The organism is Muricoccus nepalensis (assembly GCF_006438825.1).
GTDB classification, from domain to species: Bacteria; Pseudomonadota; Alphaproteobacteria; order Acetobacterales; family Acetobacteraceae; genus Roseomonas; species Roseomonas nepalensis.
Map to the genome: position 1 here is coordinate 1 of NZ_RCZP01000059.1, position 20477 is coordinate 20477.

The window sequence follows — 20477 nt, forward strand, 5'->3', positions numbered from 1 at the left end:
GCCCGCGCCCGACGCGCCGCCGCGGGGTGGCGCGCCCGGCAGGGCCGCGCGGGCCGGGCCCGGCCTCCGCGCCGGTCCCCCGCCCGCGGAGAGCGGCGCCCGCACCGCGGCGCCCCATGCCGTGCCGCCGCGCGAGGCCTTGGCCGTGGAGGAGTCCGCGGGATCCGCGAAATCGCCCGGGGCGCATGGCACGAGGGAGGCGGGCGAGGTCCAGACTGGGGTCTCCCTGCCGGCTGCCGCCACCGGGAGCGCCCTTCCCGCGCCGATGGTGCTCTCGTCGCCAATTCCCTCGCCTGTGGCGCCCCTCGTCCCGGCCCCCGCTGCGCCGCCCGAGGCCGCGCCGACTGCGCGCCTCACACCCCGCGTCGCCCCGGTCGAGCAGGTGGCGCCCATCGCCATCGCGCTGGCGCTCGGGGGTGGGGCCGAGGGGAGGATCACCGTCAGCCTCGACCCGGTCGAGCTCGGGCGCGTCGAGGTGACGGTCGAGCGCGTGGGCGAGGCCGCGCGGGTGCAAGTGGCGGCGGAGCGGCCCGAGACGCTGGCGCTGCTCGCGCGCGACGGCGCCTCGCTCGACCGCGCGCTCGGCGGGGCCGGCATCGGCGGGGATGGCGGGCGCAGCATCAGCTTCTCGCTGCTCGGCGCGGAGGCGGGAGGCGCCGGGAGCGGCGGCTTCGGCGCGGGCCCGAACGGGCAGGACGGCCGGGGCGGCCAGGGCGGCGGGCGCCAGGGCGGGCCCTGGCGCGGCGCGGCCGAGGACGCGCCCGAAGCCTTCAACACGCAGCGCCGGGCCCTGCTCGGCCTGCTCGACATCGCGATCTAGAGGGGATCATCATGGCAGGCATCGCAGCCGCCGCGGCCACCGCGGCAACCACCTCCGCGGCGAGCAAGTCCGGCACGCAGCTCGCGGGCAACTTCAACAACTTCCTGACCCTGCTGACGACGCAGCTGAAGAGCCAGTCGCCGACCGACCCGCTGGACACCAACCAGATGACGAACCAGCTCGTCCAGTTCGCCTCCGTCGAGCAGCAGATCTCGATGAACAAGAACCTCGAGCAGATGGTCTCGCTCCAGCAGGCGGCGCAGCTCACGGCCGCGGCACCGCTGATGGGGCAGCGCGTGGAGGTGCAGGGCGACTCGCTGCCGCTGCAGGGCGGCAGCGCGACCGTGCGCCTCGCCCCGGCCGGCAGCGCACGCACGGCCAACGTGACGGTGACCGACAGCGGCGGGAACGTGGTGCGCCAGGCGAGCGTCACCCTCGGCCAGGCCGCGCAGGACTGGACCTGGAACGGCCGCCGCACCGACGGCACGCTGATGCCCGACGGGGCCTACAAGGTGGCGGTGACCGGCGCCGACGCTTCCGGCGGCAGCGCCACGACGAGCTTCAGCGTGATCGGCACCGCGACGGCCGCCGAGCGCGCGGACGGGACGCTGCAGCTCCGCATGGGCGCGGCCACCTACGGCTTCGACAAGGTCCGCTCCATCACCGCCGGGAAGTAGGGCCGGGCCGCCTCGGCGGCCGGTAACCCCCCCTTAACCTCGACCCGGCAAACCTTGCCGGGCCGGCAGGATGCCGGCTCGAGAGGGCCGCTGGATGCGAGAGGTAGGGGTTGGTTCTTCCGGACCCGTTTCGTCCGGGCCCTTTTCATACGGGCCTTCGTCATACGGGCCGGGTTCGTTCAGGCAGGCCAGCGGGAAGGGCCCCCGCTGAATGGCCGGCTTCCTCGATCAGCTTCGCGCCTTCGGCCCGGGCCGCCTCGCCGCTATGGGCGGCACGGCGCTCGCGGTGCTGGGGCTTCTTGCCTGGTTCGGCATGCGCGCCGGCCAGCCCGGCATGGCCCTTCTCTACTCCGAGCTCGACCCGCGCGACGCCGGTGCGGTGGTCGCGACGCTGGACCGGCAGAAGGTGCCCTATCGCCTGGGCGCCGGCGGCACGACCATCCTGGTGCCCGAGGAGATGGTGCCGCGCCTCCGCCTCTCCCTCGCGCGCGAGGGGCTGCCCGCGGGCGGCAGCGTCGGCTGGGAGATCTTCGACCGCGGCGAGAGCCTGACCACCACCCCCTTCCAGCAGGACGTGAACCGGCTGCGCGCGATGGAGGGCGAGCTCGCCCGCACCATCCGCGGCCTGGCCGGGGTGCGGGCGGCGCGGGTCCACCTCGTGCTGCCCCGGCGCGAGGCCTTCACGCGCCAGCAGGCAGAGGCGCAGGCGAGCGTGGTGCTGACCATGCAGGGCGTGCAGCGCCTCGACCGCGACGGCGTGCAGGCGGTGCTGCACCTCGTCGCGACCGCGGTGCCGGGGCTGCAGGCGCGGAACGTCTCCATCGTGGACAGCCGGGGCGAGCTGCTGGCGCGCGGCGGTCAGGCGCTGACCGGTCCCGCCGCCGCCGCGACCCAGGAGGAGATGCGCCGGGCCGAGGGCATGCGGATCGCGCGGTCCCTGGAGGAGATGCTCGAGCGCAGCCTCGGCGCCGGGCGCGTGCGGGCCGAGGCCACGGTCGAGATGGACTTCGACCGCGTGCAGACCACCGAGGAGCGCTTCGACCCCGAGAACCAGGTCGCGCGCAGCGTCCAGAACAGCCAGGAGCAGTCGCGCGGGGCGGAGGGGGGCAACGTCTCCGTCGCCAACCAGCTTCCCGGCGCCGAGGCCGGCGGCGGGGGCGGCGGCTCCTCGGAGAGCAAGTCCGAGGAGACGACGAACTTCGAGATCGGCAAGACCGTGCGGAACACGCTCCGCGAGCACCCGGTGGTGCGGCGCCTCTCGGTCGCGGTACTCGTCGACGGCGTCTGGGAGGGAACGCCCCCTGCCTTCCGCGAGCGGACCGCCGAGGAGATGGGGCGGATCGCGACGCTGGTGCGGAGCGCGGTCGGCTTCGACGAGCGGCGGGGGGACCGCGTGGAGGTCGTCTCCATGCGCTTCGCGACCCCCGAGGGCGGCGACAGCCCGGCCGATGCCGGCTTCCTCGGCCTCGGGATCGGGCCGGCCACCATCGCCCGGCTGATCGAATCAACGATCTACGCGGTCGTCGCCCTCCTCGCGATCCTGCTCGTGGTGCGGCCGATGGCGCGGCGGCTGAGCGCGACGCTGGTTCCCCAGGCGGCGATCGCCGCCGGCGCCGCCGGGGCGGCGCTGCCGGGCGCGGCGGCCGTCCCCGGCGCGATCGGCGCGCCCGGCGCCGCCGGCGTGGCGGGCCTGGTCGGCGCCCCGGGCGTCGCGGGCGCTGCACTCGGCGGCCCGGGGGCGATGGGCGCCCTGGCCGGCCCGAACGGCGACCTGGCCGCGCTGGAGGCCGCGATCGGCGGGGACGACTCGATGGTGAGCCTGGGGCGGGTGCAGGGCCAGCTCCGCGCCTCCTCCATCGCCCGCGTGAACGCGCTGATGGAATCCAACCCTGATGAGGGCCTGACGGTCATCCGCGGATGGCTCGCCCCCGAAGGAAGCACATGACGACGTCGGCGCTCACAGGGCCGCAGAAGGCCGCGATCCTCCTCCTCACCCTCGCGGAGGAGCATTCCGAGAAGCTCTTCGCGAAGCTGCACGAGGACGAGATCAAGGACGTCTCCGTCGCGATGGCGACGCTCGGCGTGATCGACGCCTCGGTCGTGGAGGAGCTCTGCAAGGAGTTCTGCGAGACGCTGGGCGCCACGGGCAAGCTCGTCGGCTCTTACGAGACGACCGAGCGGATGCTGCTCAAGACCCTGCCCAAGGAGCGGGTCCAGCAGATCATGGAGGAGATCCGCGGCCCGGCCGGCCGCACCATGTGGGACAAGCTCGGCAACGTCTCCGAGGCCGTGCTCGCGAACTACCTTAAGAACGAGTACCCGCAGACCGTCGCCGTCGTGCTGTCGAAGGTCAAGCCGGACCACGCGGCGCGCGTGCTCGCCCTGCTGCCGGAGGGCTTCGCCATGGAGGTGGTGATGCGGATGCTCCGAATGGAGACCGTGCAGAAGGAGGCGCTGGAGGGCGTCGAGCGCACGCTCAAGGCCGAGTTCATGAGCAACCTCGCGCGCTCCAACCGCCAGGACAGCCACGAGGTCATGGCCGAGATCTTCAACAACCTCGACCGCGCGGCCGAGGGGCGGATCATGGCGGCGCTGGAGGAGCGCAACCGCGAGAGCGCGGAGCGCATCCGGGCGCTCATGTTCACCTTCGACGACCTCGCGCGACTCGACGGCCAGGGCGTGCAGGTGCTGCTCCGGAGCGTGGAGAAGGACAAGCTGGCCCTCGCGCTCAAGGGCGCGAGCGAGCCGCTGAAGGACCTCTTCTACCGCAACCTGTCCGAGCGCGCGGCGAAGATGCTCAAGGACGACGTCGCGTCGCTCGGCGCCGTGCGGCTGCGCGACGTGGACGAGGCGCAGGCCGCGCTGGTCGCGGCCGCGAAGGACCTGGCCGCATCCGGGCAGATCCAGCTCGAGGATGGGCAGGAGCAGATGATCTCGTGAGCCGCGCGGGGGATCGACGCCCATGCTGATGACCGGCCTTCGCGGCCTGCGCCTCCCCGACCTGGACGCGCCCGCCGTGGCCGCCCCCGCCGAGCCGCCCCCGCCCATGATCGAGGAGCGGCTGGAGGCGGCCCGCCGCGAGGGGCACGCCGCCGGCCTCCGCGAGGGCGAGGCGCGGGGCCGGGCGGCCGAGCAGGCGTCGCGCGACGCGCTGCGCGACGAGGCCGTGCGCGTCGCGCTCCTGCAACTCGAGGGCGCGCGCGCCGCGGCGCTGGAGGCCTGCGACGAGAACGCCGCCGCGCTGGCGGCCCTGCTGGTGAGCGTGGTGGACGCGGCCCTTCCCGGCGCCGCCGCGCGCGAGGCGGCGCCCCTGCTGGAGCCCTTGGTGAAGGCGCTCGGCCCCGTGCAGGACGCGCCCGCCGGGGCGGTGCTGCGCGTCCCGCCCTCCCTCCTCGACCACGCCCGCGAGCGCTTCGGCGCGCTGGGCCTGCCGATCGAGGCCGATGCCGACCTGCCCGAGGGCGATGCGCGCTTCGCCTGGCGCTACGGCGGCCTCGAGCTCTCGCTTTCCCGCCGACGCGCCGCCATCCGCGAGACGCTGGCGGCGCTGCGGCTGCCGCCCCCCGACGAACGCCCGAACGAACCAGGAGACACCCCATGACCAACGGCTTCGAGCCCGTTTCCGCCAACGAGACCGGCGAGCCCCGCCCGCCCGGCGCCAGCCAGGGGCTGGACGCGGTCTACGACATCCCCGTGCAGGTCAGCGCGGTGCTGGGGCGCGCGACGCTCCAGGTGAGCCAGCTTCTCAAGCTCGGCCGCGGCGCCGTGGTGGAGTTGGACCGCAAGCTCGGCGAGGCCGTGGACATCTACGTCAACAACCGCCTCGTCGCGCGCGGCGAGGTCGTCATGGTCGAGGACAACCGCCTCGGCGTGACGATGACGGAGATCGTGAAGGCGGACCGCGCGGGATGACACGCCTCCTCATCATCGGCAGCCTCGAGGCGGAGCTGGGCCAGGCGGCGCGGATCGCGACCTCGCGCGGCGCGCGGCTGCGGCAGGCCGACGGGGTGACCTCGGGTCTCGCCATGGCGCGCTCGGAGGGGTTCGACCTTATCCTCTGCGACGTGGTGCACGACGTCGGCTGGCTGGTCGCGGCGCTGGCCGCGGAGCGGATCGCCTGCCCGGTGATCGCCTGCGGGCGCAACGCCGACGCCAGCGCGGCGGTGCGGGCGATCCAGGCGGGGGCGAAGGAGTTCCTGCCCCTGCCGCCCGACGCCGACCTGATCGCCGCCATGCTGCAGGCGGCGGTGGGCGTCGCCGACGCGCCGATCCACCGCGACCCCGCCATGGCCGCGGTGCTCCGCCGGGCCGAGGGAGTCGCGCGGGCCGAGGCGAGCGTGCTGATCACCGGCGAGAGCGGCACCGGCAAGGAGGTGCTGGCGCGCTACATCCACCAGCACTCCCGCCGGGCGCAGGGGCCCTTCGTCGCGCTGAACTGCGCGGCCCTGCCCGAGGCGCTGCTCGAGAGCGAGCTGTTCGGCCACGAGAAGGGCGCCTTCTCCGGGGCCGTCGCGGCGCGGCGCGGCAAGTTCGAGCAGGCGGACGGCGGCACGCTGCTGCTGGACGAGATCGGCGAGATGGACCCCCGCCTGCAGGCGAAGATCCTGCGCGCCCTGCAAGAGCGGGAGATCGACCGTCTCGGCGGCACGGGGCCGGTGAAGGTGGACGTGCGCATCCTGGCCGCGACCAACCGCGACCTGGCGGCCGAGGTGGCGGGAGGCCGCTTCCGGGAGGACCTGTTCTTCCGCCTGAACGTGGTCGCGCTCCGCATCCCCGCGCTGCGGGACCGGCCCGACGACATCCTGCCGATCGCCGAGCACTTCGCGCGCCGCTACGCCGAGGCGAACGGCCTGCCGCACCGCCGCTTCGCCCCCGCCGCGCGCGCGGCCCTGCTGTCGCACCCCTGGTCCGGCAACGTGCGGGAACTGGAGAACACCGTCCATCGCGCGGTGCTGCTGGCCGAGGGCGACGAGATCGGCGCCGAGGCGGTGGAGCTGCACACCCCCCTGCCCCGCACCGCCGGCGCTGGCGGCGCGCCCCTGGCCGCCCCGGCGGGGCCGCGGCCCGCGCGCGCGGTGGGCGTCGCGGCCCTTGTCGGGCGACGGATGGAGGAGGTGGAGCGCGAGCTGATCATCGAGACGCTGACGCACTGCCTCGGCAACCGGACGCGGGCGGCGGAGATCCTCGGCATCTCCATCCGCACGCTGCGGAACAAGCTGCACGAGTACCGCGCGGCCGGCGCGCCCGTGCCCGTGGCGCCCGGGCAGATGCCGGTCGCGCCCTTCCCCTACGCCGCGATGGGCTGACCCGGCATGACGATGCCCCCCTGGCTGCGGACGATCGGCGGCTCCACCGACGTGGCGCTTGCCATCGGCGTCGGCCTGCTCATCGTCGTGCTGGTGGTGCCCTTGCCGGTGGTGCTGCTGGACGCGGGGCTCGCGCTGTCGGTCACGCTGTCGGTGCTGGTGCTCATGACCGCGCTGTTCCTGCAGCGGCCGCTCGATTTCACCTCCTTCCCGACCATCCTTCTCCTCACCACGCTGCTGCGCCTCGCGCTGAACGTCGCGACCACGCGCACCATCCTCACCCACGGGCACGAGGGGCCGACCGCGGCCGGGCACGTCGTCTCGGCCTTCGGCGGCTTCCTCATGGGCGGCGACGTGGTCGTGGGGCTGATCGTCTTCGCCATCCTCCTCGTCGTGAACTTCATGGTGGTGACGAAGGGCTCGGGCCGCATCGCCGAGGTGGCGGCGCGCTTCAGCCTCGACGCCATGCCGGGCAAGCAGATGGCGATCGACGCCGACCTCTCCTCCGGCCTGATCGACGACAAGACCGCGCGCCTGCGCCGCGCCGACCTCGAGGCCGAGAGCGGCTTCTACGGCGCCATGGACGGCGCGGCCAAGTTCGTGCGCGGCGATGCCATCGCGGGGCTCATCGTCACCTTCATCAACCTGCTGGGCGGCGTTGCCATCGGCGCGGGCCGGCACGGGCTGCCCTTCCTCGACGCCATCTCGACCTTCGCCTCGCTCACGGTCGGCGACGGTCTGGTGTCGCAGATCCCGGCGCTGCTGACCTCGGTCGCGGCCGGCATCGTGGTGACGAAGGGCAACACCGAGGGCACGGCCGACAAGGCGATGGTGCAGCAGCTCGGCCTGGCCAAGCCGCTCTGGATCGCGTCCGGCGCCGCCGTGATGATGGGGATGCTGCCGGGGATGCCGCTGGTGCCCTTCCTGCTGCTGGCCGGCGGCTTCGGCGCCGGGGCCTGGAACCGCAACAAGACGGACGACGCGGCCGAGGCCGTCGCCGCCGCGCCACCGGCGGTCGCCCCCGAGCCGCCGATCGCCGACACGCTGCGGATCGACCTCCTGCGGATCGAGCTTGGCTACGGGCTGCTCTCGCTCGCCGCCGGCGAGGGGCCGCGGCTGACGGACCAGATCCGCAACCTCCGCAAGACGGTCGCGCAGGAGATGGGCTTCGTGCTGCCGAGCGTCCGGCTGCAGGACAACCTGCATCTCCGCCCGCACGAGTACGTGGTGCGCGTGAAGGAGATCGAGGCCGGGCGCGGGGAGCTGCGCATTCCCATGCAGCTCGCGATCGACCCCTCCGGCAACCGGCCGGACATGCCCGGCGAGCCCTGCGAGGAGCCCACCTTCGGCCTGCCCGCTCTCTGGATCGAGGAGCACCGGCGGGAGGAGGCGCTGGCGCGCGGCTGCACCGTGGTCGATGGCGCGGGCGTGCTCGCCACCCACCTGACGGAGGTCGTGCGCGAGAACATGCCGGAGCTTCTCAGCCACGCCGAGGCGCAGAAGCTGCTCGACGACCTTCCCGCCGAGAACGCGAAGCTGCTGGCCGACCTTATCCCTGCGCAGATCAGCACGGGCGGCGTGCAGCGCGTGCTCCAGGCGCTGCTGGCCGAACGCGTCTCGATCCGCGACCTGCCGACCATCCTCGAGGGCATCCAAGAGGCGCTGGCCGCCGGCGCGCGGGGCGTGCCCGCCCTCGTCGCCGTGGTGCGCACGCGGCTCGCGCGGCAGCTCTCGGACGCGGCGCGGGGGCCGGCGGGCTACGTGCCGCTGATCTCCCTCTCGGCGGAGTGGGAGCAGGCCTTCGCCGAATCGCTCATCGGCCCGGGCGACGAACGCCAGCTCGCCATGGCGCCGTCCCGCCTGCACGAGTTCATGACGCGCGTGCGCGACGCCTTCGACAGCGCGACGGCGCAGGGCGACAACCCCGTGCTCGTGTGCAGCCCCGGCGTGCGCGCCCATGTCCGCGCCATCATCGAGCGCTTCCGCCCCTCGACCGCGGTGCTGGCGCAGACGGAGATCCACCCGCGCGCCCGCATCCGCACCGTGGGCGCGGTCTAGTGTTCATCGTCTCGTAACCGCCGGAGGGCCAGTCTCCACCCATGCGGCTTCGAGTCTTCCGCGCTGCCAGGATGGCAGATGCCATGGCGGAGTGTCGCCAGGCACTGGGTCCGGACGCGCTCATCCTCTCCACCCGGCGCACCGCCTCGGGCGTCGAGGTGACGGCCGCGCTGGAGCCGGCGGAGGAGCCGGTTCCGCCGCCGCCCCCGCCCGTCGCCGCGCCCGGCGCCCCGGACCCGCTGGGGCGCCACAATCTTCCCCCTGCCCTGCGGTCCCGGATCGGCCCCGGCAACGCGGCCGCCCTCGCCACCGCGCTCCGCTTCGCGGAGGTGCCGGACGCCGCCGGCCGGCCGCTGGCCCTGGTCGGCCCGCCCGGCGCGGGCAAGACCCTCACCTGCGCCAAGCTCGCGACCCGCCTCGTCCTGCAGGGCCAGGCGCCCTTCGTGGTGACCGCGGACTCGCAACGGGCCGGCGCGATGGAGCAGATCGCGGCCTTCACCCGCGTCCTCGGCATCCCCCTCGCGCTGGCGGGCACGGGCGCGCAGCTCGCCCAGGCGCTGACGCGCCGCGCGCGGGGGCAGCCGATGCTGCTCGACACCGCCGGCTGCGACCCCTTCGACCCCGCCCAGGCGGAGCAGCTGCTCGCCCTGCTGCGCGTGACGGAGGCAATGCCGCTGCTGGTCCTCCCCGCAGGCCTCGACCCGGAGGAGGCGGCGGAGACCGCGCGCGCCTTCGCGGCGCTCGGCGCCCGCCACCTGCTGCCGACGCGGCTCGACGGCGCGCGGCGGCTCGGCGGCGTGCTGGCCGCGGCGCTTTCCGGCCCTCTGGCGCTCACCGAGGCCGGCACCGGCCCCGGCGCGGCGGACGGCCTCACCCCCCTCACCCCCGCCTGGCTGTCGGCGCGCCTGACCGGCCCCGCACGCCCCTCGCAGGAGGCCGCATGACCATCGTCCCGCAGAACGGGGCCCGGCTGATCGGGATCGCCTCCGGCAAGGGGGGCGTGGGCAAGACGGTGCTGGCGATCGGGCTGGCCCAGGCCCTCGCGCGGGCGGGGCGGCGCGTGCTGCTGGCGGACGGCGACCTCGGCCTCGCGAACGTGGACGTCCAGCTCGGGCTGTCGATCCGCCACGACCTCATGGCGGTGTTGGCCGATCAGGTTCCGCTGCGGGACGCCGTGGTGGCGCGGGAGGAGGGCTTCGAGGTGCTGCCCGGCCGCTCCGGCTCCGGCGGGCTGGCCGCGCTGGATCCCGGCTGGATCGACCGCTTCCTGGCGCTGCTGCGCGGCGGCCCCTACGACGACGTGGTGCTGGACATCGGCGCCGGGCTGGACCCCACGCCGCGCCGGCTCTCGGCGGGCTGCGACACGCTGCTGGTGGTCGCCACCGACGAGCCCACCAGCCTCACCGACGCCTACGCCGTGCTGAAGCTGCACGCGCGGGACGCGCCGGGCGCGGACGCGCGCGTGGTGGTCAACCTCGCGACCGACGCGGCCCAGGGGGCGCGCACGCACGGCGCGCTGGACCGGGCCTGCCGGGGCTTCCTCGGGCGCGGGGTCGCGCTGGCCGGGGTAGTCCGGCGGGACGCCAAGGTGCGGGACGCCATCCGGCACCAGGCGGCGCTGCTGACGCGCCATCCCGGCTGCAACGCCGCGCGCGACCTCGAGTCCCTGGCCGGCGGGCTGCTGGGGGTGCGCGCCGCGGCCTGAGGCGCTCAGTCCCGGCGGAGGACGAGCAGGGTCCCGGCCACGGGGGCGCCGCGCTCCTCGCGCAGCGCCGCCTCGCTTCGTGCCACCGGCCTGAGGCGGGTGGCGGTGGCGAGGGCGAGGACATGGGCGGGGTCGTGGCGGTAGCGCAGGCCCTCGCCGAGCGCGTAGGGCGCGCCCTCCCCGGTTTCGAGGCTGAAGGCGGCGTGCCCGCCAGGGCGCAGCGCCGCGGCCGTGGCGTTGAGGGCGGGGGCGAGGTCGCCGAGGTAGTTCAGCACGTCCGCCGCGACGACGAGGTCGTAGGCACCGCGGCGCGCGGCGAGGAAGGTGACCAGCTCCTCCTCCTCCAGCGCGTCGTAGAGGCCGCGGCGGCGCGCGATTTCGAGCATCCGCGGCGAGAGGTCCACGCCCGTCAGGTGCCGCGCCCAGGGGCGGATGGCTTGGCCCGAGAGGCCGGTGCCGCAGCCGAGGTCGGCCACGTCCAGCGTCCCGTCCGGCGCGGGCCCGGCGTCGCGGAGGAGGTCGGCCAGGGCCTCGGGCGTGCGGTAGGCGAGGTTGCCGGTCAGCTCCGCCTCGAAGCGGGGCGCGTAGTTGTCGAAGAGGTTCCGGACGTAGGATTCCGGGGGACGGGCCGGCGCCTTGCCCTCGCCGAGCGAGGCGAGGAGGAAGCGCGCCTGGGCGCCGACCGTGCCGCCGGCGGAGAGGGCGCGGCGGGCGGCCTCGGCCGCGCCGGGGGCGCCGGCCTCGCGCAGCCCGTGGGCGAGGGCGAGCTGCGCCTCGGGGTCGGCGGGGGTCAGCGCCACGGCCTCGCGCAGGTGCGGCATGGCCTCGCCCACCCGGCCGAGGGCGCAGAGGGCCTGGCCGAGGTTGCGGCGGGACAGGGCGTCGGCCGGGCGCATCGCAACGACGCGGCCGAGGACCGTCACCGCCTCCTCGAGCTGCCCGGCCTCGGCAAGCGTCACCCCGCGGGCGGCGAGGAAGACGGGGCTGTCCGGCATGGCCGCGACGGCGCGGGAGGAGAGGGTGAGCGCCGCCTCCAGGTCGCCGCGCTGGCGGGCGATGATGCCGAGCAGGTTGAGGCCGTTCGGCTCGTTCGGCTCGAGCTCGAAGGCGCGGCGGTAGAGGGCGATGGCACCCTGGTCGTCGCCGATCGCCTGGCGGGCCGCGCCTTCCCGCACCAGGGCGGCGGCGGCCTGACGGGGGTCGGGGGGGGTGGCGGTCTGCGACATCGGGGGCTCCGGGTCCGGCGGGCGGGCGGCCCCTCCCCTACAGGATCGCCGGCGGCCTGTCCCCCCGGGCGCGCGGGGCCGGTTGGTTTGATCCCCATCTAGCGCGCGGGCGCGAGCCGGGCGAGAAAGGCGCACGGGCACGGGAACGGCCGTGCCGGCCTGGGAGAGACGCCGATGACGAAGCTTACCCGCCGCGCCGCCATCCTGTCGGCCGCGGCCCTTCCGGTCACGCTGGGCCGCCCCGCCCTCGCCCAGTCGGGTGACCCGTTCAAGGTCGGGCTGATCCTGCCCATCACCGGTCCCTTCGCCAGCACCGGCCGCCAGATCGACGCCGCCATTAAGGCCTGGCTGCGCGCCAACCCGGGCGCCGTCGCCGGCAAGCGCTTCGAGATCCTGCTGCGCGACGACACGGGCGTCGCCCCAGACGTGACCCGCCGGCTCGCGCAGGAGCTGGTGGTGCGCGAGCGCGTGCGGGCGCTGGCCGGCTTTGGGCTGACGCCGCTGGCGCTCTCGGCCGCGCCCATCGCGACGGAGGCCAAGGTGCCGATGCTGGTGATGGCGGCGGCCACGAGCATCATCCCGCAGCGCTCCCCCTACATCGTCCGGACCAGCTTCACCCTGCCCCAGGCGGTGCGCCCCATGGCGGACTGGGCGGCGAAGAACGGCATCAAGAGCGTCGTCACCATGGTGACGGACTTCGCGCCAGGCCTCGATTCCGAGAAGGCCTTCAAGGAGACCTTCACGGCCGCCGGCGGCACCGTCGCGGGCGAGATCCGCACCCCGCTCCGCAACCCCGACTACGCGCCCTTCCTCCAGCGCGTGCGCGACATCAAGCCGGACGCGCTGTTCATCTTCGTCCCCTCGGGCGAGGGCTCGGCGCTGATCAAGCAGTTCAGCGAGCGCGGGCTGCGCGAGGCGGGCATCCGCCTCATCGGCACGGGCGACGTGCTGGACGACGACATCCTGAACGACATGGGCGAGGCCGTGATCGGCGCCGTCACGTCGCATCACTACTCCACCGCGCACGAGAGCCCGGAGAACGCGGCCTTCCGCGAGGCCTTCAAGGCGGTCGCCCCCGAGATGCGCCCGAACTTCATGGCGGTGGGCGGCTGGGACGGCATGCACCTGCTCGCGGCGGCGCTTGGCCGCACCAACGGCGACGTGGACGGCACGAAGCTGGTGGAGGCGATGAAGGGCCAGTCCTGGACCTCGCCGCGGGGTCCCGTCTCGATCGACCCCGCGACGCGCGAGATCGTGCAGGATATCTACATCCGCCGCACCGAGCGGCGCGACGGGCAGCTCTGGAACATCGAGTTCGACAAGATCCAGGGCGTGAAGGACGCGGTCTGACGCATGGCGGCGGCCGTCACCGTCCTGCTGGACGGCATCGCGAGCGGGATGCTGCTCTTCGTGCTGTCGGTGGGCCTGTCCGTCACCCTCGGGCTGATGAACGTGGTCAACCTGGCCCACGGCGCCTTCGGCATGGTCGGCGGCTATGTCTGCGCGGTGCTGCTCAACCGCGCGGGCGTGCCCTTCGTGGTGTGCCTCCTCGCCGCAACGCTGGCGGCGGCGCTGCTGGGATGGGTGCTGGAGCGGCTGCTCTACGTTCGCCTCTACGGGCGCGACCACCTGGACCAGGTGCTCTTCTCCATCGGGCTGGTCTTCGTGCTCGGCGCGGGCGCGGACTGGCTGATGGGCGCGCGGCAGCAGCTGATCCAGTTGCCGGAATGGCTGTCCGGGCGCGTGGAGGTCGGGGGCGTCGGCCTCGGGCGCTACCGCATCTTCCTCATCCTTCTCTGCGGCGCGGTGGCGGCGGGGCTGCATTTCGGGCTCGTGCGCACGCGCTTCGGGGCGCGTCTGCGGGCGGCGGTGGATGACGGCGTCGTGGCCCGCGGGATGGGGCTGCCCGTCGGGCGCATCTTCTCGCTCACCTTCGCCCTCGGCTCGGGGCTCGCGGGGCTGGGGGGCGCGCTGGGCGTGGAGGTGCTCGGGCTCGACCCGAACTTCCCGCTGAAATACCTCGTCTACTTCCTCGTCGTCGTCGCGGTGGGCGGCGCCAACTCGGTGGCAGGGCCCTTCGTCGCGGCGATCCTGCTGGGCGTGCTGGACGTGGCCGGGAAGTACTGGGTGCCGCAGGTCGGCGCCTTCGTCATCTACACGGCCATGGTCGTGCTGCTTCTCGCCCGCCCCGAGGGGCTGCTGGCAAGGGCGCGTTCCTGATGCGGGTCCTGCTGCACGCGCTGCCCTGGCTGGTGGCGGTCGCGGGCTATTTCCTGCTGCCGGAGCAGCTGCCGCTGCTCTCCTCCATCGCCATCGCGGCGCTGTTCACGGTCTCGCTCGACCTCATCGTCGGCTACGCGGGGGTGGTGACGCTCGGGCAGGCCGCCTTCTTCGGGGCCGGGGCCTACACGGCGGGGCTGCTGGCGCAGAACGGCTGGGGGGAGCCGATCTCGGGCCTGCTGGCGGCGGCGGTGGTGGCGGCGGCGCTCGGGCTGCTCACCGCGCCGCTCGTGCTCCGCTCGGGGGCGCTGGCGGGGCTGATGGTGACGCTCGGCCTCGGGCTGATGCTCTACGAGGCCGCGAACAAGGCGGCGGCCATCACGGGCGGCGCGGACGGGCTGCAGGGCGCGGAGGTCTGGCCGGTGCTTGGCGTCTTCCGCTTCGACCTCTACGGGCAGACGGCCTATCTCTACAGCCTCTCGGTGCTCTTCCTGCTGTTCTGGCTGGCGAAGCTGATCGTCGCCTCGCCCTACGGGCTGTCGCTGCGCGGCATCAACGGCAACCCGCGCCGCGCGCCGGCGCTCGGCGTGCCCGTGAAGGCGAGGCTGACGGCGGCCTACGCGCTGGCGGCCGCCTATGCGGGGGTGGCCGGGGCGCTGCTGGCGCAGACCACCGCCTTCGTCTCGCTCGACGCCCTCTCCTTCCAGCGCTCGGCGGACGGGCTGCTGATGCTCGTGCTGGGGGGGCTGGGCAGCCTCTACGGCGCGCTGATCGGGGCGGCCGCCTTCACCCTCGCGCACCACGCGCTGAGCGAGGCGAGCCCAATCTTCTGGCAGCTCTGGCTGGGCATCGCGTTGATGGCGCTCGCGCTCTTCGGGCGGGGCGGGCTGATGGGGTTGCTGCGCAAGCTGGGGCCGCGCGGGTGAGCGGGACCGCGCTGGAGACGCGGGGGCTGACGCGCCGCTTCGGGGCCTTCGTCGCGGTGGACGGGGTGACGCTCTCGGTGGCCGAGGGCGCGCGCCACGCGCTGATCGGGCCGAACGGCGCCGGCAAGACGACCTTCGTGAACCTTCTCTCCGGCGCCATCCCCGCGAGCGGCGGCACCGTCGCCCTGCTGGGGGAGGACGTGACCGCGGCGCCGCAGCACGCGCGCGTCCGCCGCGGCCTCGCCCGCACCTTCCAGGTGAACCAACTCTTCGCGGAGCTCTCCCCGCGCGAGGCCGTGGTGCTGGCCGTGTCGGAGCGCGCCGGCGAGGGCGGCACCTGGTGGCGGCCGGTGGGCGCCCTGCCGGCGCTGCGGCGCGAGGCGGACGCGCTGCTCGACCTCGTGCGCTTCCCCGTGGCCGGGCGCGACGGGCGCACGGGCTCCCTGCCCTATGGCCGGCAACGGCTGCTGGAGATCGCGCTCGCGCTGGCCATGCGCCCCCGCGTGCTGCTGCTCGACGAGCCCGCCGCCGGCGTGCCGCCCGCCGAGAGCCGCGAGGTGCTGGAGGCCGTCTCCGCCCTGCCGCGCGAGGTGGCGGTGCTGCTGATCGAGCACGACATGGACCTCGTCTTCCGCTTCGCCGAGCGCATCACCGTGCTCGCCCAGGGCGCGGTGCTGGCGGACGGGGAGCCGAACGCCATCGCGCGCGATCCCCGCGTGAAGGAGGCCTATCTCGGCACGATGGAAGTCGGGCGGGGGGAGGTCGGGCATGGCTGAGCCGCTCCTCGTGGTGGAGGGCCTCACCGGCGGGTGGGGCGAGGGCGTGGTGCTGGAGGACCTCTCGCTCTCGCTCCGCGAGGGCGAGGCGATGGCGCTGCTCGGCCGCAACGGCGCGGGCAAGACGACGCTCATCTGCGCGCTGATGGGCGTGGCCCGGCGCCGCGCGGGCGCCATCCGCCTGGGCGGCACGCCGCTGGAGCGGCTGCCGGTCGAGAAGCGGGCGGCGCTCGGCCTTGGCTGGGTGCCGCAGGAGCGGAACGTCTTCCGCTCCCTGACCGTGGAGGAGAACCTGACCGCGGTCGCCCGCCCCGGCCGCTGGGACCTCCGCGCCGTCTACGGCCTGATGCCGCGGCTGGAGGAGCGCCGCGCCAACCTGGGCAGCGAATTGTCGGGGGGCGAGCAGCAGATGCTGGCCCTCGGCCGCGCCCTCATGCTGAACCCGCGCCTGCTGCTGCTGGACGAGCCGCTGGAGGGCCTGGCCCCCGTGATCGTCCAGTCCCTGCTCGCCGCCATCCGACGCCTCGTCCGGGACGAGGGGATGACGGCCATCATCGTGGAGCAGCACGCCCACCAGATCCTCCCTATCGCCGACCGCGCCGTGATCCTCGATCGCGGGCGGGTGGCGGCGGAGGGAACCGCGCACGAGATGCTGGCCGCGCCGGAGATCCTCGACCGGCATCTCGGCCTGAACGCGCACTAGACGCCACCAAGGAGAACGCCCCATGCCGAACGGCAAGCCCCCCTTCCGCGCCGACCACGTGGGCAGCCTGCTGCGCCCGCCCGTGCTGCGCGAGGCCCGCGCCGCCCGGGCGGCCGGGCAGAAGAGCGACGCCGAGGTGCGCGAGGTCGAGGACCGCTGCATCGTCGACGCCATCCGCGAGCAGAAGAACGTCGGCCTCCGCGCCGTGACGGACGGCGAGTACCGCCGCGCCTTCTGGCACTTCGACTTCCTCGCCAAGCTCGGCGGCGTGGAGATGTACGAGTCCGACCAGGGCATCCAGTTCCAGGGCGGGCAGACGAAGTCCTACGGGCTGAAGGTCACCTCCAAGATCCGCTACGAGCCGCATCCCTTCGTGGAGGACTTCGCCTATGTCGCGGCCCACGCGGACGGGGCGGTTGCGAAGCAGACCATCCCCTCCCCCTCCGTGCTGCACTTCCGCGGCGGGCGGCGGGCAGTGGACCAGGCGGTCTATCCCGAGATGGACGCCTTCTTCGCGGACCTGGCGGGCGCCTACAACGGCGCGATGAGGGCCTTCGCGGCCGCCGGCTGCCGCTACCTGCAGCTCGACGAGGTGAACATCGCCTATCTCTGCGACCCCAACCAGGTCGCGATGCTGAAGGCGCGGGGCGACGACACGGACAACCTGCTGGCCCGCTACGCCGAGATCATCAACGGCACGATCGAGGGCCGGCCGTCCGACATGGTCGTCTCGATGCATCTCTGCCGCGGCAACTTCCAGTCCATGCACATCGCGGCCGGCGGCTACGACCCGGTGGCGGAGGTGCTGTTCAACGGCATCAACGTCGACGCCTACTTCATGGAGTACGACGACGAGCGCTCCGGCAGCTTCGCGCCGCTGCGCTTCCTGCCGAAGGGCAAGACGGTCGTGCTGGGCCTGGTGACCAGCAAGCGCGGCGAGCTGGAGACGAAGGACGAGCTGAAGCGCCGGATCGAGGAGGCGGCGAAGCACTGCCCGATCGAGCAGCTCGCCCTCTCCCCGCAATGCGGCTTCGCCTCGACCGAGGAGGGCAACCTGCTGACCGTCGAGCAGCAATGGGCGAAGCTGCGGCTCTGTGTGGATGTCGCCCGCGAGGTCTGGGGCGAGGTCTGATCCCGCCGGCCGGGGGTCCGCCCCCGGCCGCTACGCCCCGCGGGCGGCCTTGATCGTGTCGGCGAGCACCCGCAGCACCGCCGGCACGCCCTCGCCCGTCGCGCCGCTGATCAGCAGCGGCTCCTTGCCGATGGCGCGCGCCAGCGCCTTGATGCGGGACGTCTTCGCCTGCGGCGTCATGGCGTCCATCTTGTTCAGCGCCACGATCTCGGGCTTGTCGACCAGGCCGCCGCCGTAGCCTTCCAGCTCCGCCCGGACGGTGCGGTAGGTCTCGACGGGGTCGGCCTGGGTGCCGTCGATGAGGTGCAGCAGCACCGCGCAGCGCTCGATATGGCCGAGGAAGCGGTCGCCCAGCCCCGCGCCCTCGTGCGCGCCCTCGATCAGGCCGGGGATGTCGGCCAGCACGAACTCCTCCGTCGCGTTCAGGCGCACGACGCCGAGCTGCGGGTGGAGCGTGGTGAAGGGGTAGTCCGCGATCTTCGGACGCGCGGCGGAGGTGGCCGCCAGGAAGGTGGACTTGCCGGCGTTGGGCAGGCCGACGAGGCCGGCATCGGCGATCAGCTTCAGCCGCAGCCAGACCCAGCGCTCCTCCCCGGGGTAGCCGGGATCGGCGCGGCGGGGGGCGCGGTTGGTGCTCGTCTTGTAGTGGGCGTTGCCGTGGCCGCCGTCGCCGCCGCGGCAGAGCACCGCGGTCTGGCCGGGCTCCACGAGGTCGGCCAGCACTGTCTCCTTGTCGTCGGCCAGGATGACGGTGCCGACGGGGACCTTCAGGATGACGTCGTCAGACGCCGCGCCGGTGCGGTCGGAGCCGGCGCCGTTGCCGCCCTTCCGCGCCTTGAAGTGCTGGGCGTAGCGGTAGTCGATGAGGGTGTTCAGCCCCTCGACCGCCTGGGCGATGACGTTGCCGCCGCGGCCGCCGTTGCCGCCGTCCGGGCCGCCGAACTCGATGTACTTCTCGCGGCGGAAGGCGACGACGCCGTTCCCGCCGTCACCGGCCTTCAGATAGACCTTGGCCTCGTCGAGGAACTTCATGGGAAGGGGTGATCCAAAAACAGAAACGGGGGCCGCGAGGGGCCCCCGTCATCCGTCGCTGAGGGGCCGGAGCCCTTATTCGGCGGCCATCGCCGTGGGGGCCGCGGCGCGCGGGTCGACCGAGACGGAGACGCGGTCATCGGCCTTGCGCTCGAACTTCACGACGCCGTCGATCAGCGCGTGCAGCGAGTGGGTGCGGCCGACGAGCACGTTGCGGCCCGGCATCATCTTCGTGCCGCGCTGGGTCACGATGATGTTGCCGGCGCGAACGGCCTGGCCGCCGTAGAGCTTGACGCCGAGGCGCTTGCCGGCAGAGTCGCGCCCGTTGCGGGAGGAACCGCCGGCCTTCTTGTGTGCCATGGTCTGTCTCCGTGACTTTTCTGGGGGCTTTTCGGGTTAGGCCGCGATGTCGCCGATGCGCAGGACCGTAAGGTTCTGGCGGTGGCCGTTCTTGCGGCGGCTGTTCTGGCGGCGGCGCTTCTTGAAGATGATGACCTTCTCGCCGCGCTTCTGCTCGAGCACGGTGGCGGTCACGGTCGCGCCCGGGACGGTCGGCGCGCCGATGGTCAGGCCGGCGTCGCCGCCCACCGCCAGCACGTCGTGGAAGGTGATGGAGGCGCCGGCCTCCCCCTCGAGCTTCTCCACGGTCAGGACGGCGTTCGGGGTCACGCGGTACTGCTTGCCGCCGGTGCGGATCACTGCGTAGGTCATGGGGGTGCGGGTCCGCTCTCGTCTCGGCCAGTTTGGTCCAGGCCGGGCTGATCCTGGCCAGGTCGCGCTTGAACCGGCGGGGCCCGCGCCCTGAAAGGGGGGCCTCACCGGAGAGCGCGCCCTATAGCGGCCACGCCCCCCACCCGTCAACCTCGGCGTTGCACGGGGCGCGTTGCGCCCGGCGGCGAGGCGCATTATAGGGGCGCCACGCGCCGGAGAGGTGCCAGAGTGGCCGATTGGGCCGGTCTCGAAAACCGGAGTAGGGGCAACCCTACCGTGGGTTCGAATCCCACCCTCTCCGCCATCCTCTCAACGAAAACACCGTTTTTCGCCCAGTCGACGTGGCAGTCCACAAGATGGTCCACAACTAAGCGGTTAGGTGACTGCGGACTCTGCTCCTTCGAGCAAACCACCCACACTCGTTGTGTCATTCCGGATCTCGCTTAGAAGGGTTGGTGGTCAACCTGGGCTCTAGCGGGTATGCGAGCGGCCTCATCCAAGGGCACCAGGGTCCGCCCACCTTAGGAAGGCAGATAATGACCACAAAGCGTCTTAGCGGCCTTGCCGGACTGGTTGCCGTCGTCGTTCTGGGTCAGGAACACGATCTTTTTGCTAAAGATATGAAGCCGACTGGGCCGCTATTCTCCACCGCCGAACGGGTCTGCCCGGATCACTGGCAATCGAGAGTTCTTCACAAGACAGCCACGCAGTTGCGTAGCTCAGACCACTGGAATGAGGGCCATCCTGCAGGGAGCGCCTCATGGAACGAAGCGCGTTATCAAGAAGCCTGTCGGGTGGTTACGGCCTCAATGATGCTTGAGGGACAGACCGGTCGCTAACACTCCCGTTCTGCGGATCCGCTTGCCTGCCTATGTGCAACGGTCTGGGATCAAGGCAGCGGCTTGATTGTCGCCGGCGTCCCTCCTCCGTGTCCCTCACCCCTCCGGTCCGGCCGGTCCACCAGCTCCACCGAGACCGGCCGCTCTTTGCAGTTCAGGCAGCGAAGCCGCGCGCTGATCAGGTGCAAATCCGCCTCCGGGCCATAGTGGTCGATCAGCAGGCGGACCGGGTAGTCCACGAGGTAGCCGCAGCCGCAACGGATCATCAGCCACCAGCCTAGGTGGTCGCGCGCCGGGGCCGCCTGCCCCATCAGCTCGCCGCGGCTTCGCACTCGAAGGAGGCCAT

General features: G+C 73.5%; 22 protein-coding genes and 1 tRNA gene. 18 read left to right on the forward strand and 5 right to left on the reverse strand.

Annotation, left to right across the window (positions count from 1 at the left end; all coding sequences use genetic code 11):
* The 10 genes from fliK to EAH89_RS28130 all read left to right on the forward strand — a co-directional run.
* A partial coding sequence (gene fliK / locus EAH89_RS28085) for a flagellar hook-length control protein FliK (RefSeq protein ID WP_140887015.1) occupies window positions 1-820 on the forward strand: 820 nt, incomplete at its 5' end.
* A gap of 11 nt (window positions 821-831) precedes the next feature.
* Window positions 832-1497, forward strand: coding sequence for a flagellar hook assembly protein FlgD (locus tag EAH89_RS28090; RefSeq protein ID WP_140887016.1), 666 nt, complete (start codon window positions 832-834; stop codon window positions 1495-1497).
* 211 nt (window positions 1498-1708) lie between these two features.
* Window positions 1709-3442: a flagellar basal-body MS-ring/collar protein FliF gene (gene fliF / locus EAH89_RS28095; protein WP_140887017.1), complete on the forward strand. Its 1734-nt coding sequence runs from the start codon at window positions 1709-1711 to the stop codon at window positions 3440-3442.
* On the forward strand, window positions 3439-4437 hold the full coding sequence (gene fliG, locus EAH89_RS28100) for a flagellar motor switch protein FliG (protein WP_456306540.1): 999 nt from the start codon (window positions 3439-3441) through the stop codon (window positions 4435-4437). Before fliF ends, fliG begins: the two co-directional genes overlap by 4 nt.
* A 22-nt stretch (window positions 4438-4459) precedes the next feature.
* The gene (locus EAH89_RS28105; RefSeq protein ID WP_140887019.1) at window positions 4460-5098 is read left to right on the forward strand and encodes a FliH/SctL family protein; all 639 of its coding nucleotides are present in this window, start codon (window positions 4460-4462) and stop codon (window positions 5096-5098) included.
* Window positions 5095-5409, forward strand: coding sequence for a flagellar motor switch protein FliN (fliN, locus tag EAH89_RS28110; protein WP_241667249.1), 315 nt, complete (start codon window positions 5095-5097; stop codon window positions 5407-5409). The genes EAH89_RS28105 and fliN overlap by 4 nt, the downstream gene beginning before the upstream one ends.
* The gene (locus tag EAH89_RS28115; protein ID WP_140887020.1) at window positions 5406-6803 is read left to right on the forward strand and encodes a sigma-54-dependent transcriptional regulator; all 1398 of its coding nucleotides are present in this window, start codon (window positions 5406-5408) and stop codon (window positions 6801-6803) included. The genes fliN and EAH89_RS28115 overlap by 4 nt, the downstream gene beginning before the upstream one ends.
* A 6-nt stretch (window positions 6804-6809) precedes the next feature.
* Window positions 6810-8861, forward strand: a complete 2052-nt coding sequence (flhA, locus tag EAH89_RS28120; protein WP_140887021.1) for a flagellar biosynthesis protein FlhA — start codon at window positions 6810-6812, stop codon at window positions 8859-8861.
* 83 nt (window positions 8862-8944) lie between these two features.
* A complete protein-coding gene (locus EAH89_RS28125; protein ID WP_140887022.1) occupies window positions 8945-9805 on the forward strand; it encodes a flagellar biosynthesis protein FlhF in 861 nt (286 codons plus the stop codon).
* Window positions 9802-10566 carry a nucleotide-binding protein gene (locus EAH89_RS28130; protein WP_140887023.1) on the forward strand — a complete coding sequence of 255 codons (765 nt, stop codon included), beginning with the start codon at window positions 9802-9804 and terminating at the stop codon, window positions 10564-10566. Before EAH89_RS28125 ends, EAH89_RS28130 begins: the two co-directional genes overlap by 4 nt.
* Window positions 10567-10571: 5 nt before the next feature.
* On the opposite strand, the gene EAH89_RS28135 is transcribed toward EAH89_RS28130, so the two are convergent.
* The gene (locus EAH89_RS28135) at window positions 10572-11792 is read right to left on the reverse strand and encodes a methyltransferase (RefSeq protein WP_140887024.1); all 1221 of its coding nucleotides are present in this window, start codon (window positions 11790-11792) and stop codon (window positions 10572-10574) included.
* 174 nt (window positions 11793-11966) lie between these two features.
* On the opposite strand from EAH89_RS28135, the gene EAH89_RS28140 reads away from it, so the two are divergent.
* Genes EAH89_RS28140 through EAH89_RS28165 form a run of 6 tightly spaced genes read left to right on the forward strand, consistent with a single transcriptional unit; the run spans window position 11967 to window position 17549 of the window.
* Entirely contained in the window at window positions 11967-13142 is a 1176-nt protein-coding gene (locus EAH89_RS28140) for an ABC transporter substrate-binding protein (RefSeq protein WP_140887025.1), read from the forward strand.
* Between the two features lie 3 nt (window positions 13143-13145).
* Entirely contained in the window at window positions 13146-14012 is an 867-nt protein-coding gene (locus EAH89_RS28145; RefSeq protein WP_140887026.1) for a branched-chain amino acid ABC transporter permease, read from the forward strand.
* Window positions 14012-14938: a branched-chain amino acid ABC transporter permease gene (locus EAH89_RS28150; RefSeq protein WP_140887027.1), complete on the forward strand. Its 927-nt coding sequence runs from the start codon at window positions 14012-14014 to the stop codon at window positions 14936-14938. Before EAH89_RS28145 ends, EAH89_RS28150 begins: the two co-directional genes overlap by 1 nt.
* Window positions 14935-15714, forward strand: coding sequence for an ABC transporter ATP-binding protein (locus tag EAH89_RS28155; protein ID WP_140887028.1), 780 nt, complete (start codon window positions 14935-14937; stop codon window positions 15712-15714). Before EAH89_RS28150 ends, EAH89_RS28155 begins: the two co-directional genes overlap by 4 nt.
* The gene (locus EAH89_RS28160) at window positions 15707-16417 is read left to right on the forward strand and encodes an ABC transporter ATP-binding protein (protein ID WP_140887029.1); all 711 of its coding nucleotides are present in this window, start codon (window positions 15707-15709) and stop codon (window positions 16415-16417) included. Before EAH89_RS28155 ends, EAH89_RS28160 begins: the two co-directional genes overlap by 8 nt.
* A 22-nt stretch (window positions 16418-16439) precedes the next feature.
* A complete protein-coding gene (locus EAH89_RS28165) occupies window positions 16440-17549 on the forward strand; it encodes a 5-methyltetrahydropteroyltriglutamate--homocysteine S-methyltransferase (protein ID WP_140887030.1) in 1110 nt (369 codons plus the stop codon).
* 30 nt (window positions 17550-17579) lie between these two features.
* Here the strand turns inward: EAH89_RS28165 and obgE are convergent, their stop codons facing one another.
* The 3 genes from obgE to rplU form a co-directional block, all read right to left on the reverse strand.
* On the reverse strand, window positions 17580-18581 hold the full coding sequence (gene obgE / locus EAH89_RS28170) for a GTPase ObgE (protein WP_140887031.1): 1002 nt from the start codon (window positions 18579-18581) through the stop codon (window positions 17580-17582).
* Between the two features lie 75 nt (window positions 18582-18656).
* Window positions 18657-18941: a 50S ribosomal protein L27 gene (gene rpmA, locus EAH89_RS28175; RefSeq protein ID WP_140887032.1), complete on the reverse strand. Its 285-nt coding sequence runs from the start codon at window positions 18939-18941 to the stop codon at window positions 18657-18659.
* 36 nt (window positions 18942-18977) lie between these two features.
* On the reverse strand, window positions 18978-19292 hold the full coding sequence (gene rplU, locus EAH89_RS28180; protein ID WP_140887033.1) for a 50S ribosomal protein L21: 315 nt from the start codon (window positions 19290-19292) through the stop codon (window positions 18978-18980).
* Window positions 19293-19506: 214 nt separating this feature from the next.
* Between rplU and EAH89_RS28185 the strand changes: the two genes are divergently transcribed.
* Window positions 19507-19596 (forward strand) — tRNA-Ser (locus EAH89_RS28185).
* A 232-nt stretch (window positions 19597-19828) separates the two neighbouring features.
* Complete coding sequence (locus EAH89_RS28190; protein ID WP_140887034.1) at window positions 19829-20131, forward strand: hypothetical protein; 303 nt, start codon at window positions 19829-19831, stop codon at window positions 20129-20131.
* Between the two features lie 50 nt (window positions 20132-20181).
* Here EAH89_RS28190 and EAH89_RS28195 read toward each other — a convergent pair.
* Window positions 20182-20477: hypothetical protein (locus EAH89_RS28195; RefSeq protein ID WP_206667713.1), on the reverse strand; the 296-nt coding region annotated here is incomplete at its 5' end.